The organism is Sphingomonas sp. IC4-52 (genome assembly GCF_020707225.1).
Taxonomy (GTDB): domain Bacteria; phylum Pseudomonadota; class Alphaproteobacteria; order Sphingomonadales; family Sphingomonadaceae; genus Sphingomonas.
Map to the genome: position 1 here is coordinate 224917 of NZ_JAJFEU010000005.1, position 12070 is coordinate 236986.

General features: G+C 68.9%; 13 protein-coding genes. 4 read left to right on the top strand and 9 right to left on the bottom strand.

Annotated features, from left to right (window positions below; all coding sequences use genetic code 11):
- Window positions 1-51 precede the first annotated feature (51 nt).
- From nagA to LK535_RS13640, 4 genes are all read right to left on the bottom strand, one after another.
- Complete coding sequence (nagA, locus tag LK535_RS13620; protein ID WP_227772472.1) at window positions 52-1194, bottom strand: N-acetylglucosamine-6-phosphate deacetylase; 1143 nt, start codon at window positions 1192-1194, stop codon at window positions 52-54.
- Entirely contained in the window at window positions 1191-2993 is a 1803-nt protein-coding gene (locus LK535_RS17010) for a copper homeostasis protein CutC (protein WP_415837138.1), read from the bottom strand. The genes nagA and LK535_RS17010 overlap by 4 nt, the downstream gene beginning before the upstream one ends.
- 335 nt (window positions 2994-3328) lie before the next feature.
- Complete coding sequence (locus tag LK535_RS13635) at window positions 3329-3550, bottom strand: hypothetical protein (RefSeq protein ID WP_227772473.1); 222 nt, start codon at window positions 3548-3550, stop codon at window positions 3329-3331.
- A 43-nt stretch (window positions 3551-3593) separates the two neighbouring features.
- Window positions 3594-3767: a hypothetical protein gene (locus LK535_RS13640; RefSeq protein ID WP_227772474.1), complete on the bottom strand. Its 174-nt coding sequence runs from the start codon at window positions 3765-3767 to the stop codon at window positions 3594-3596.
- Window positions 3768-3961: 194 nt separating this feature from the next.
- On the opposite strand from LK535_RS13640, the gene LK535_RS13645 reads away from it, so the two are divergent.
- The 3 genes from LK535_RS13645 (at window position 3962) to LK535_RS13655 (ending at window position 6477) form a co-directional block, all read left to right on the top strand.
- Window positions 3962-4135, top strand: a complete 174-nt coding sequence (locus LK535_RS13645) for a hypothetical protein (protein WP_227772475.1) — start codon at window positions 3962-3964, stop codon at window positions 4133-4135.
- Window positions 4132-4476 carry an antitoxin Xre/MbcA/ParS toxin-binding domain-containing protein gene (locus tag LK535_RS13650; RefSeq protein ID WP_227772476.1) on the top strand — a complete coding sequence of 115 codons (345 nt, stop codon included), beginning with the start codon at window positions 4132-4134 and terminating at the stop codon, window positions 4474-4476. Before LK535_RS13645 ends, LK535_RS13650 begins: the two co-directional genes overlap by 4 nt.
- A 177-nt stretch (window positions 4477-4653) precedes the next feature.
- A complete protein-coding gene (locus LK535_RS13655) occupies window positions 4654-6477 on the top strand; it encodes a diguanylate cyclase (protein WP_227772477.1) in 1824 nt (607 codons plus the stop codon).
- A gap of 99 nt (window positions 6478-6576) precedes the next feature.
- Here the strand turns inward: LK535_RS13655 and LK535_RS13660 are convergent, their stop codons facing one another.
- The 5 genes from LK535_RS13660 to LK535_RS13680 all read right to left on the bottom strand — a co-directional run bounded on the left by LK535_RS13660 (window position 6577) and on the right by LK535_RS13680 (window position 10808).
- Entirely contained in the window at window positions 6577-7455 is an 879-nt protein-coding gene (locus LK535_RS13660; protein ID WP_227772478.1) for a phytanoyl-CoA dioxygenase family protein, read from the bottom strand.
- On the bottom strand, window positions 7452-8279 hold the full coding sequence (locus tag LK535_RS13665; RefSeq protein ID WP_227772479.1) for a phytanoyl-CoA dioxygenase family protein: 828 nt from the start codon (window positions 8277-8279) through the stop codon (window positions 7452-7454). Before LK535_RS13665 ends, LK535_RS13660 begins: the two co-directional genes overlap by 4 nt.
- A gap of 104 nt (window positions 8280-8383) precedes the next feature.
- Window positions 8384-9166: a VOC family protein gene (locus LK535_RS13670; protein ID WP_227772480.1), complete on the bottom strand. Its 783-nt coding sequence runs from the start codon at window positions 9164-9166 to the stop codon at window positions 8384-8386.
- 5 nt (window positions 9167-9171) lie between these two features.
- Window positions 9172-9984: an enoyl-CoA hydratase/isomerase family protein gene (locus LK535_RS13675; protein WP_227772481.1), complete on the bottom strand. Its 813-nt coding sequence runs from the start codon at window positions 9982-9984 to the stop codon at window positions 9172-9174.
- The gene (locus LK535_RS13680) at window positions 9981-10808 is read right to left on the bottom strand and encodes an enoyl-CoA hydratase-related protein (RefSeq protein WP_227772482.1); all 828 of its coding nucleotides are present in this window, start codon (window positions 10806-10808) and stop codon (window positions 9981-9983) included. The genes LK535_RS13675 and LK535_RS13680 overlap by 4 nt, the downstream gene beginning before the upstream one ends.
- A gap of 214 nt (window positions 10809-11022) precedes the next feature.
- Between LK535_RS13680 and LK535_RS13685 the strand changes: the two genes are divergently transcribed.
- Window positions 11023-12069, top strand: coding sequence for an efflux RND transporter periplasmic adaptor subunit (locus tag LK535_RS13685; protein WP_227772483.1), 1047 nt, complete (start codon window positions 11023-11025; stop codon window positions 12067-12069).
- The last annotated feature ends 1 nt before the right edge of the window (window position 12070 follow it).

Below are 12070 nucleotides of genomic sequence, written 5' to 3' on the forward strand. Positions count from 1 at the left end.
CACGTCCCGATCGCGCGGGATGCCGCCGGCGCTACGCCGCTTTCTCAGTGATTAGCCGGCACTCGCCGGAACGCCCCCGATCCAGGTACCCCGCGGCATTAGCTTCTCGTCCAGCCACACCAGGTCGGCACGCGCACCGGGCCGAAGCGAACCGCGATCCGCCAGCGACAGGAATGCAGCCGGTGACGCCGATGCCATGCCGGCGGCCTCGGCAACGTCGAGCCCGAGCATCTCCACGGCGTTGCGCACCGCTGTCGCCATGTCGAGCGCCGACCCGGCGAGCGTGCCATTTTCCTCGACACAGGCCCCGTCCCGGATCCGGATCGTCTTGCCTTGCAGGGTGAAGCTGGTCGCATCGGTGCCGACCGGCGACATGGCATCGGTGACGAGCATGAAGCGATCGTGCGGCCGCGCGGCCAGCGCGATGCGCAGCGCGGCCGGCGCGACATGGTGGCCGTCCACGATCAGGCCGGCGTAGATCCGCTGGTTCTCGATCGCAGCGCCCACCACGCCCGGCTCGCGATGGTGTAGCGGCGACATGGCGTTGAACAAATGGGTGACGCCAGTCACCCCGGCGTCGAACGCCCGGCGCATGGTGTCGTAATCGGCATCGCTATGCCCGGCGGACACGATCACGCCCGCGGCGGCCAGCGCCGCAATATCGGCCGGCGTGCACATCTCCGGGGCCAGCGTCACCAGCGTTCTGCCCCGTTTCAGGCTGCCCAGCAGCGCGATCGATTCCGCATCGAGCGCCAGGAAGCGATTGGCGTCATGCGTCCCCTTGCGCGCCGGGTTCAGGAACGGACCCTCGATATGGATGCCGACTACGCCAGGCACGCCCTCGGCGATCGCTTGCTCGGTGGCCCGCATCGCCTGGTCCACCCGCTCCAGCGTGTCGGAAATCAGCGTCGGCAGGAACGCGGTGGTGCCGAACCGCGCATGCGCCGCGCCGATTTGGCGGATCGTCTCCACGCTGGGATCGTCGTTGAACAGCACGCCGCCGCCGCCATTCACCTGCGTATCGATAAAGCCGGGCAGCAGCCACCCACCGCCCAGGTCGGTCCTGTCCGCACCCGCGGGCGCATCGGCGACAATCCGCCCATCGGAAACGTACAGCCGGTCAGCGGTGCGCCGCCCGCCATCCGGGCCACCGTCGATCACGATCGTGCCGTTCTCGAAGACCAGGTCAGTCATCGCGTTTCCGTCACCTTCTTTAGGTGCGGCGGCGCGTCGGGATCAATGCCGCGCGCGAGCGCGAGCTCATTGGCGAAGCGGTAGAAGCTCTGGAGCATCAGGATCGGCTCCAGCGCCGGCGCGGCGGCGATGGCTGGCAGGTTCCCCCGGCCACCCGACTGCCCGGCGGGATCGGCCAGCATCACCCGCGCGCCGCGCTCCGCGAACAGCATGGTGGCGCTTCGTACCCCCTCGCCCGACGGGTCGGAGGTCGCAAAGGCGAGCACCGGAAAGCCGCGCCCGACGATCGCCATCGGCCCGTGCCGGACCTCCGCCGCGGAAAATGCCTCGGCATGCAGGCCACAGGTTTCCTTGAACTTGAGCGCTGCCTCCTGCGCCACCCCGAAGCCATAGCCGCGGCCGAGGACGAAGAGGTTGCGCGCGCCCAGCAGCGGCAGATCCGCGCCCCGCCAGTCCAGCGCAAAGGCGCGCGTCATGGCGGCAGGCAGCGCCGCGATCTGCGGCGGCAGTCGATCGTCACTGGCCCAGGCAGCGGCAAGCGCCGCTTGCGCGGCGAGCGCGGCGATGCAGGACTTGGTCGCCGCCACCGACCGCTCCGGCCCGGCGCACAGTGGCAGCACCTCATGCGCGGCATTCGCCAGCGGTGAGCTCTCGTCGTTGACAAGCGCGACGACAAACGCCCCCGCCGCCTTGTACGCTTCCACGCTGGCGAGGAGATCGGGGCTGCGGCCCGATTGCGAGATCGCCAGGCACAAGGCACCGTCCGCGCGCAGCGGCGCGCCGAAGATCGATGCCACCGACAGCGCCGCCGAGGACACGGGAATGCCCGTCATCGTCTCGAACAGATATTTGCCGTAAGTGGCGGCGTGATCGGATGAGCCGCGCGCGCACGTCACGATGAACGGCGGCGGGCGGTCGCGCAGCCGTGCGGCGATGCGATCGATCGCGGCGCGATTGCGCGCCACCAGCCGCGCGACCACGTCCGGCGCCTCGCCCGCCTCGGCATACATCAACGTGTCCGTGGGCGCGCGCCGCACCGGCTTCGCCTCCGCCTCCGGGTTGGCGGGCAGGGGGGCAGGGCGGCCAAGCGCCGCCCGCATCGCCGCCACTTCCGCCCCGTCCGTCACGCGTGCCAGCTCTGAATCGAAGCCAAGCTCGATGGCGCGGGACGAGGCATTGCGGTTCGGCCGCGAGCAGGAGGCGTGGATCGCGCGCACCCCAGTGGCCGCGACCAGCGCGGCGACATTGCCGGGATGAAGCCCGCTGCCGGCGATGATTTCCACCCGGTCGCCGGCTATCCATTGCATCGCCTTGATCGTCGCCACCCCCTCAGGCGCCACCCGGGCGCCGCCTGCGGTGGCGATCCCGGCGATGCCGAGATCGACGGCGACCGTCACGGCGACGGCAGGATCGGGCAGCAGGTCGACGACCCGGTGCAATCCCACCTCCATCCCGTCGGCGTGGGCGACCAACGCTTCGATCAGCGCGACGTCGAGTTCGCCTTCCGGCGTCAGCGCGCCGATCGCCACGCCGGTCAGCCCGGCGGCGCGCGCTGCGTCGATATCCCGGAACAACGCAACCCGCTCGCGCGCATCGTACACGAAGCCGCCTTCCCGCGGCCGGATCAGCGCCCGCACCGGCACCGGGCAATCGCCCGCCATCGCCAGCAGGCCGGCGGACGGGCTGAGCCCGCCAAGCGGCAGCGAGGAGGCGAGCTTGATGCGATCCGCCCCGCCCGCCACGGCGGCTTCCAGCCCGTCCGGACTGTCGACGCAGATCTCGATCAGAACGTCAGCCATGACCCCGTCCCCTTGCCACAACCGGCGCGTCAGCGGCGCTCGTATCCCGGCTATGCCTGGCCGTGTCGGGCGATATCCCCGCACGGGCGTCGGCCGCTGTGTAAGCGCAGGCGACAGGTGTCATCAGCAGGAACAGGGTCGGGAATGGCGCATGTGCCTTCGGGACGGTTGGAGCGGGTGGGACAATGCCGCCGGCTAGGGGGCCGGGGTCATGATCGTCAACGCTTTGTTCGTCCGGCCGCGACGGATCACCCCGTTGCCGGGGTCGGTTCAGCAGGCCGGGGAGGATCGGACAGGATCGCGCGGCGGGGAAAGATCCGGCCGATACCCCCCGGTCAGGCGGAGACGGCGGATCCTGAGGATGCCACCAGCACCAGATGTCCCCGGCGGGTCGTGCAGGGGCTGGACGGCGCGGGCCGCGACGGCGGCTCGGCAAGGTCCGCCAGCACGGCCACCAGCCGCGTCGTCAACGCATGGGCTTCGATTGGTGTCAGAAGTACCGGCTGGCCCACATTCAGGCGGACCATGCCGTCAACCGCCGTGACCTCGATATCCATCGCCTCGCTTCCCCTGATGGATCCCTGGCGCCACGCGCCAGGATTATGACCGCCGTTCCTCCCGTGGCGGTAGCGCCTCGATCTGGTCGAGCTTTGCCAGCACGTCCTCAAAGCCGGAAAGATCCTCCACCGGGAAGGCGCGCGTGAACCCTGTACCGAGGACTTCGAGGTCCCGCCGGGTTAGGAGGCCCACCGCTACGATCCGGCTGTCAGTCATCGCCCCCTAACGCTTGATATTAATTTAGGTCCCGCCGCCCATGGCAATTTCCCGGGCCCCGGCGCGAAATTGCCGCTGCCTTGCCAATGGGGAACCCGCTTCCCACATCAGGGTGATCGACGGCAGTTCCGATCCGTAGGCGCCGTTGACTGAGAGACCATCGTGCTCCCGCTTACGCGTGTGGAGAATGTCCGATGGATTTGAACGAGCTGTATTTCCGGCAGCAGATTTCCCTTGCCCGTGCCGCCGGCGCGGCAAGCGTCGAAGCGCGCTACGCCCATCGCGAACTCGCCAATGGCTACGGCCGTCGGATCGAGGAGGCGCAGGCCGCTGCGCGCCAGCCGCTGCGTGAGGGTATCGAGGCATGAGCGCGGCCGGCAATGACCCGGCGGCGGCGGCGGCGACCGGCGCTGCCGCGACCGGGCGGCCGCGTCGCATCTTTCGCGCCGCGAAGACCGCGTCGCGCCTGTCGGGCGATGAGGTTGCACGCGAAGGCCGGATCGTGCGGATCGCCTTTGACCGGCTTGGCGCGGAGGCCGCCCGCCTGTTCCTGAACACTCCTGATCCCGCCCTCGGCGGAAGGCCGCTCGCGCTTGCCACGGCCTCGCCCGCCGGCGCCGATGCAGTGGAACGCGCGATCGAGGCGATGCCCCGCACCTCCGCCGCTCAGGCCGCCCGCGAAGCGCACGAACCCGTGTCGGGTCAGTGAACTGAGTGCCTCCTGAGAGGGGCCGGATCGCCTCTGCAAGGCTGGGTCTCGCCCAGATCAAACCGCCAGCGGACGTGCCGCTGGCGATCGCATCTGCCCCTCCGCTCGCACGCCGCCGACCCGTCCGGGCCGCGATCGGGTAATCTCCTCTAAAGATTTCGGCCCTAACCTAGGGGCATGTTTGCGTCGATCTCCGGGAGGATCGCCGGGCTGGGTCTGGTGGTCTTGTTGGCCCTGGCATCCCTGGCGGGGCTGCTCGTGGATGCTTCGCGTCAGACCACCGACAGCTTTCGCTGGGTCGCCCACTCCGCTGCCGTGATCGACGCGACGCAGGAGGCGCTGGATCATCTCCGCGGGGCCGAATCGGGTCAGCGCGGTTTTATCGTCACGCGTGAACCCGCCTATGCCCGCTCGTTCGAGGCCAGCCTGCGCAAGTCCGCAGTGGCGATCGCGCGCGTCGTGGCGCTGACCCGCGACAATCCGACCCAACATGCCCGGGCCGGCGAACTGGCCGGCCTGATGGCGCGCCGCGCCACGACGTTACGCGTTCCGCTCGATCTCGGGCAACGCGGCGATTTCGCCGCCGCGGTCCGCACGATCCAGAGCGGTCACGGTCGCGAACTGATGGACGCCGTCAACGTCCGCGCCGAAACCTTCCTCGACGAAGAACGCATGTTCCAAAAGGAACGGGGCAGGGCAGCCGAGCAGCGGGTGACGCGCGGCGAGCGGCTGGCGCTGTTCGGTGCAACGATCGTCGGGCTGATCGTCGTCGCTGGCTTCGCCTTGCTGGTCCGCAGCATTCGCCAACCGCTCGATACCATTCTCCTGGCCATGACCAGCCTTGGGCACGGCGTACGAGGCGCGCGGGTCGGCGCCCGCATGGGGTCGATCGAATTCAGGCGGCTGGCGCGCGGCTATAACGACATGGCGGATCGCCTCGAACACGCGATCGATGAACAGGAGCAGAGCGAGCAGCATCTGCAGGGCGCCAATGCGGAGCTGCTGCGCAAGACCGCGACGCTGCAGGAGCGCGGAGAGGCGATCGAGATCCTTGGCGGCATGGCGCATCGGATGCAGGCGGCCCGCACGGACGAGGAACTGGCCGCGATCATTCGCGCGTTCGTGCCCCGTATCATGCCGGACCTTCCCGGCACGCTTTACGCTCACAACAATTCGCGTAACCTGCTGCTCCCGATCGCGGACTGGGGCGGTGCCACCCCCTTGAGCGGCGGTTTTGCCCCGGACCAATGCTGGGCGTTGCGCCTCGGTCAAAGCCATTTCGTCAGCGCGCCCGGCAGCGATATCGTCTGCGGCCACGCTCATGAAGGCGAGGTCTATCATTGCGAGCCGCTGCTTGCGGGTGGCGAGGTCATCGGCGTCCTGTCGCTGGGCGGACGGGTGGAGGGGGAAGCCCGCTTCCACCTCACTGTGCTGACCGAAAATATTTCCTCCGCCCTCGTCAATCATCGCCTGCAGCGATCGCTGCGCGAACAGACGATCCGCGACCCGCTCACCGGCTTGTTCAACCGCCGCTACATGGAGGAAGCGCTCACGCTCGAAATCGCGCGCGCCTCCCGCTCGGGCAACCCGCTCAGCTTGGTCATGTGCGATGTCGACCACTTCAAGCGGTTCAACGACGAGTTCGGACATGACGGCGGAGACGCCGTGCTCCAGGCTGTCGCCGCCGAGATGCGCAGCCGCTTCCGCGACGGCGATGTCGTCTGCCGTTATGGTGGCGAGGAGTTCACGATCATTGCCCCGGGAACCAACGCCGAGACCCTGCTGCACCGGGTCGAGATTGTTCGGCAGGCGATTTCGGAGCTGAACATCGCGCAGAACGGCAGAACCCTGGGCTCGACCAGCATGTCCTTTGGCATCGCGACATGGGACCCCACAATGGCACGCGACGGGTCCACGCTCGTCCGAGCGGCGGATTCCGCCCTCTATGATGCGAAACGGAGCGGCCGCAACCGCACAGTGGTGAGCCGGCGGTCCGCGTGATCAGGCCTGCGCCTTGAGCAACACAAGGCGCCTCTTCGCCTCTCGCCCACCTCACGCCGGCTCGGCAACCCGATCGTCCACCTGCTCCTGCACTCGGCGTCAGGCCGGCGAGGCGCCGTTCACGAGGCCCAGCCCCTCCGCGCGATAGCCAAGCAGCACCAGCGCATCATCGCTGGCGAACTGGCGGATCTCGGGACGGAGCGACAGGAACCAGTTTTCCTGGGTGCGATAGATCGGCTTGGTGTACCAGGCGAACACGCCGGCGCGGTGCTGATCCTGGGTGCGGTTGAAGCCGGTCTTGTGCCAGACGCGGCTTTCGAAAATTGCGATGGAGCCCGCCGGCGCCTCGATCGGGACGGTGGCGGTGTCGGCTTCGGCGGCAGTGGGCGCGCGGTTGAAGCGATGGCTGCCGGGCGCAAAGCGGGTGGCGCCGTTCGCCTCGGTGAAATCGTCCAGGCACCAGGCGACGTTCAGCCCCTGTGGCTCGGCCGCCCAGGGTTCGGGAACGAAGATCTGGTCGGCGTGAAGCACCATCTCTCCGCCGCCCGGCCCGGTGATGTTGGCCGACAGGTTGCCGAGCAGCGCTGGCCAGCCCAGCACCGCCTTCACATAAGCGATGGCGAGCGGGTGAAAGGCCATGTCCTCGAACACCGGATCGCGGTTCAGCACGTTCCAGACGCGCTGGTTGCTGTCGTCATGCGCATAGTCCAGCCCGAACTTCTGCTCGCGCCCACGCGCCCGGTCGGAGGCCGCGGCGCGGTACAGCGCATCGCGTGCCGCCTTCAGCGCGTCGCCGGTCAGCACGTCCGGCACGATGGTAAGGCCATGGTCGGCGATGTTCCGCAGGCCCTGTGCCAGGTCGCGGGTCGGCGGCGGGATCACCGGGTCGGGCGCGCGGGCAGGGGAGGGCGCGGCGGTCGGCGGCGACGCCAGTTCGACATGAATGATCTCGCCGTGAATGTCGGGCTGTTTCCTCATGCGCGCGGCTCCAGCTGGCTGATATGCTTTGCCTCGCCGGTGTTGGCGGTCACGCCCAGGCCCAGCAGGTCGAACAACTCACCGTCGATCGCGGCCTGAGTCTCGGGCGACAGCGCGGCATTCCAGTTCACCTGGGGCCGCAGGAACGCCTTGCTGTAATAACCGAACAACAGCGCACGCTCCTCGTCCGCCGTGATGTTCGCTCCCGATGTGTGCCACAGCCGCCCGTCCATCGCGACGATCGAGCCGGCCTTTGCCTCAAACGGGCGCAGCCGGTCCTTGGCGTCGGCGGGAACGTCCCCATGGGTGCGCCAGTGATGGCTGCCCGGGATGAACAAGGTGGCGCCGTTCTCGAACCGAACGTCGGACAGGCACCAGATGATGTTGACCGACCAGGCCTCGTGCCATGGCTCCGGCACCACGATCGACTGATCCGAATGAAGCGCCATCGAGCGCGCACCCGGGCGGGCGATATTGGCGGTGAAGTTGGAGATCAGGAAGTTGCGCCCCAGCACCTCGCGCACCAGCGCCAGCGCTTCGGGGTGGCGGATCAGGTCGCGAAAGATCGCGTCATGCTCCAGCAGGTAGAAAACGCGCACGTTGCTGGCGTTGGGATCCAGCACCGGCATGAAGGTGGAAATGCCCCGTGCCTCGCTGCGTGCGGCGGCGGCGTGGAGCCGGTCGAGTGCCGCCTGCGTCGTCTGCGGGTCGATCACGTCCGGGATCACGCACCAGCCCTCGTCGTGCAATTGCTGCCGGGCTGCGTCGGACGTGCGCGTGGACGCCTCGGGCGCCGCCGCTGGGGGGCGTAGGACCGTCGCCATCATCACTCTCCTGCCGTTCCGGTCTGTTGCCGGTTCGATCGGGTGGCAGGTTCCGCCTAACCCGGCGCGGAGTCAACGCTCGATTGGCCGGGCATCTGCGGGGGTCAGGGTGCCGCCACCACGCGAACCGGCACGTTGCAGATCAGCGCTGCGTCACCCGCCATCGGCACGCTGGCCGATGCGATCCGCGCACAGGCCGCAGGCAGGCCGGCGACATATAGGGCGAGGCCGGAAATACCCGGCGCCGCACCGTCAGCGACCCGTACGAAACGCACTGCGGCGTGGTGCAGCAGGTCGATCTGCCAGCCCTCTTCGGTCTCGCGCGGCACCGCATCGATCATCCGGCCCCAACGCGCGGCAGTGGCGGCGGGATCGGCGCTCGCGATCGCCACCTCGGCAATGCCCACCACATCGCCCGCCGCCGCGCCCTGCCAATCTGGCCCGGCGGGATGCCAGAAGCTGTCTGACCGTCGCCAGTCCGCCACCCCCGGCGCGGCGTCGATCGACACCAGCACGCCGTCGAACTCGCGTGGATGGTAGTGCGTCGCCTGGTGCTCCCGGTGGTCGAGCACGTCGACGATCGCCGCGCCCTGCGTGCGTGTCCGCTCGCGATGGGCTAGCGCATCTTCCGCCTGGAAAATCACCATATAGCCGGCATCCCCGCCGCGCCGCGCCAGATAGCGCGCGGCCGAAGCGTCGGCCCGCACCGGCTCCACGATCTCCAGGAAATCGCCGCCGGCGCGCAGCACCGTGTTGCGCAGGCCATAATGGATGATGCCCGGATCGTGGTAGCCGGCAGGCAGGCCAAACGCGGCCCGCAGCTGCGCCTCGGCTAAGTCCATGTCGTGCGCGGCAAAGGCGATCTGCCGCAGGCGAAGGTCAGCCACCCCGCTCACCGGCCGGCAAAGCGCGGCGCGCGCTTTCCCACATAGGCGGCGAACGCCTCGGCCCGATCCTGTGTGGCGAACAGCTGGTGATGGCGCTCGCTCTCGACCGCGACAAAATCGGCGAGGCCCATTCCCTCTGCCTGAACATAGTGCGATTTCAAGGCCTTGAGCGCAAGCGGCGCCGCGCCGGCCAGTCGGGCGACCAGGGCTTCCAGCTCAGCGTCGAACACCTCCGGCGACCACAGACGCGACACCAGCCCCATCGCATCGGCCTCCACCCCGTCGAACTTGCGCGGGAAGAAGGACAGGTCACGCGCCACCCCGGCACCGACGATGCGCGGCAGCAGCCACGGCACCGCCATGTCGCCAGCCACGCCCACGTCAAGGAAGGCGGTGTTGAACCGAGCGCCGGTATCACAAACCCGGATGTCGCACGCGCATGCCCAGCCGAAGCCCGCGCCCGCGCAGCCGCCCTGGATCGCCGCAATGGTCACTGCCGGCATCTCGTGCAGCAGCACGGTTGTCTGGTAGGGCAGCAGGGAAGGGGCGGACGATCCGGCGGGTCCGGCGTTGGTGGCATCGCTCCCGCCGGCATCGGCGGCATTATAGCCCTTCACATCGGCGCCGGGGCAGAAGTCACGCCCTTCGCCGCGCACCACCAGCACCTGGACCTCATTCATCGCCGCCACGCGTGCCGCGGCGTCATGAATCTCCAGTACCGATTCGCCGGTCAGGCTGTTGCGCGCTGCCGGCCGGGCAAAGGTGAGCCGGGCGACCCGCCCCTCCACCGCCAGCCGGATGCTGTTGTAATCGGTCATGGCTGGTTCTCCCCCAAGGGCCGGAAGTGTGGCGGTCGCCGTTCGATGAAGCTGCGCGCGCCCTCGGCGGCGTCGGGATGCGCCAGCGCGTCCTGCATCAGCCGTTCGGAGGCGGCGGAGGCGGCGAGGAAATCCTGCGCCCAATGATCATAAACCTGCCGCTTGATGGTCGCGATCGCGCGCGGCGCTACCGTTGCCGCCATGTCATCGACATAGCGGCGGACCTCGTCCAGCAGCGCGTCTGGTGCCGTCAGCCGGTCGGCCAGCCCCAGGCGAAGCGCCTCGTCCGCGCCCACCCGCCGCGAACTCCACAACAGGTCGAGCGCACGGCTGGTGCCGAGCTGGCGTGGCAGCAGCCAGCTCATACCATGTTCGGCCACCAGCCCGCGGCGCGAGAATACGGTGGTGAAGCTGGCGTCCGCCGCCATGAAGCGAAGGTCGCTCATCATGGACAGGACGAAGCCGCCGCCCGCGGCAATGCCATTGACCGCCGCGATCACAGGCTTGGGCGCGTGTAGCAGAAAGGCAAACAGCGCGGGTCCCTCGGGCCGTGGCAACCCGTCGCCGGCCCCGGCTCCTCCGCCACTCGCTCCCTCGTTCGCCGCCCGTTGCAGCAGCGACACGTCGATGCCCGCGCAAAAGGCACGCCCCGCACCGGTGATGACGATGGCGAAGACCCGTTCGTCTGCCACTGCCGCGTCCACCGCGCGCCGAAGCGCCTCCAGCATTTCGTAATCGAAGGCGTTGAGCACCTCCGGGCGCTGAAGCCGGATGATGCACAGATTGCCCTCGATCGACGCGGCAAGCGTCTTCGTGTCGGTCATGGCCGCCTCTCCTGTGCGCCGATGCTATCCGATCGCCGCCGTCATTCAATCCCGTGAAGATGGAGTAGCAGGCAACCCGCCGGAATAAGCGCGGTTTGGCCATGTTCATGCCCGTTCGCCGTCACCCGCCCTGCTCGGAAACACTCGCCGGGTGTCGCCTGTGCGCCGCTCTGGCCCGATCGGCAACAGCTGCGCTATCGCTCGTCCCGTGAGGATGAAATCCAGGAAATTTGTCGCCACCGTCGCCGTCCTAGTGCTCGCCGCACTGGGGGCGTGGCTGCTGTGGCCGCGTGCCGTTCCGGTTGAGACGATCCTCGTTCAGCGCGCGCCCGCGGTGCGGACGCTGGCGGTGAACGGCACCATCCGCCCGCGCCTGTCCGTAGAGGTGCAGTCGCCCGTCGCCGGCACGCTAACGGCGCTTCCGCTCGACGTCGGCGATCGGGTGACTGCGGGCGCGCTCCTCGCTCGGGTCGACGATGCGCCGCAGCGCGCGGCGATCGGCGAAGCACAGGCGTCGGTGGCAGCGCAAGAGGTCGTTCTGGCGCAGGCCCGGCGCGATCTCGCCCGCTTCCTCGCGCTCGGGGAGTTCGTCACGCGGCAGCGCAAGGAGGAAGCGCGCCTCGCCGTCGATCAGGGTCAGCAGGAATTACGCCGCCGCCGCGCCGCCCTGGTCCAGACGCGCGAGGTGCAGCAGCGCTACGAGGTGCGCGCGCCGTTTGCCGGGGTGATCATGGAACGCCCGGTCGATCCCGGCCAGACCATTCTTGCCACCAGCGTGCTTTATCGCCTCGCCGACCTTTCCGCGCCGCAGGTGACGGCGGATGTGGACGAAACCTATGCCGTGGATCTGCGTCCGGGCGGGGAAGCCTTGGTCTCCGTACCCGGCCGTTCGGCACCGCTGCGCGCCACCATCGTCTTTGTCGAGCCGCGCGTCGACCGTTCGACGGGCGCGCGCGAGGTACGGCTCAGCGTCGCTCAGCCACTGACGGACGTGCCCGCGGGCCTTACTCTGTCGGTCAACCTGATTGTCGCCCGCGAGCCGTCGGCGATCAGCATCCCGCGCAGCGCCATCCTTCAGCCGGAGGGCAATCCGCAGGTGCGGGTCGTCGAAGCAGACGGAAACGTCGTCGAGCGTCCGATCCGGTTCGTTGATTGGCCGGCGCAAACGGTGACGGTCACCAAGGGGCTCGCGCCGGGCGCCCGCATCCTCGCCGATCCGGAGGCGGCCGCACCCGGCACCCGCGTTCGCTTGCGCGACTGAC

Excerpts from the sequence above, each read along its gene's own strand:
- nagA (WP_227772472.1), bottom strand. The coding sequence starts at position 1,194 with ATGACTGACCTGGTCTTCGAGAACGGCACGATCGTGATCGACGGTGGC.
- LK535_RS13635 (WP_227772473.1), bottom strand. The coding sequence starts at position 3,550 with ATGGATATCGAGGTCACGGCGGTTGACGGCATGGTCCGCCTGAATGTG.
- LK535_RS13655 (WP_227772477.1), top strand. The coding sequence starts at position 4,654 with ATGTTTGCGTCGATCTCCGGGAGGATCGCCGGGCTGGGTCTGGTGGTC.
- LK535_RS17010 (WP_415837138.1), bottom strand. The coding sequence starts at position 2,993 with ATGGCTGACGTTCTGATCGAGATCTGCGTCGACAGTCCGGACGGGCTG.
- LK535_RS13675 (WP_227772481.1), bottom strand. The coding sequence starts at position 9,984 with ATGACCGATTACAACAGCATCCGGCTGGCGGTGGAGGGGCGGGTCGCC.
- LK535_RS13640 (WP_227772474.1), bottom strand. The coding sequence starts at position 3,767 with ATGACTGACAGCCGGATCGTAGCGGTGGGCCTCCTAACCCGGCGGGAC.
- LK535_RS13645 (WP_227772475.1), top strand. The coding sequence starts at position 3,962 with ATGGATTTGAACGAGCTGTATTTCCGGCAGCAGATTTCCCTTGCCCGT.
- LK535_RS13660 (WP_227772478.1), bottom strand. The coding sequence starts at position 7,455 with ATGAGGAAACAGCCCGACATTCACGGCGAGATCATTCATGTCGAACTG.
- LK535_RS13685 (WP_227772483.1), top strand. The coding sequence starts at position 11,023 with ATGAAATCCAGGAAATTTGTCGCCACCGTCGCCGTCCTAGTGCTCGCC.
- LK535_RS13680 (WP_227772482.1), bottom strand. The coding sequence starts at position 10,808 with ATGACCGACACGAAGACGCTTGCCGCGTCGATCGAGGGCAATCTGTGC.
- LK535_RS13650 (WP_227772476.1), top strand. The coding sequence starts at position 4,132 with ATGAGCGCGGCCGGCAATGACCCGGCGGCGGCGGCGGCGACCGGCGCT.
- LK535_RS13665 (WP_227772479.1), bottom strand. The coding sequence starts at position 8,279 with ATGGCGACGGTCCTACGCCCCCCAGCGGCGGCGCCCGAGGCGTCCACG.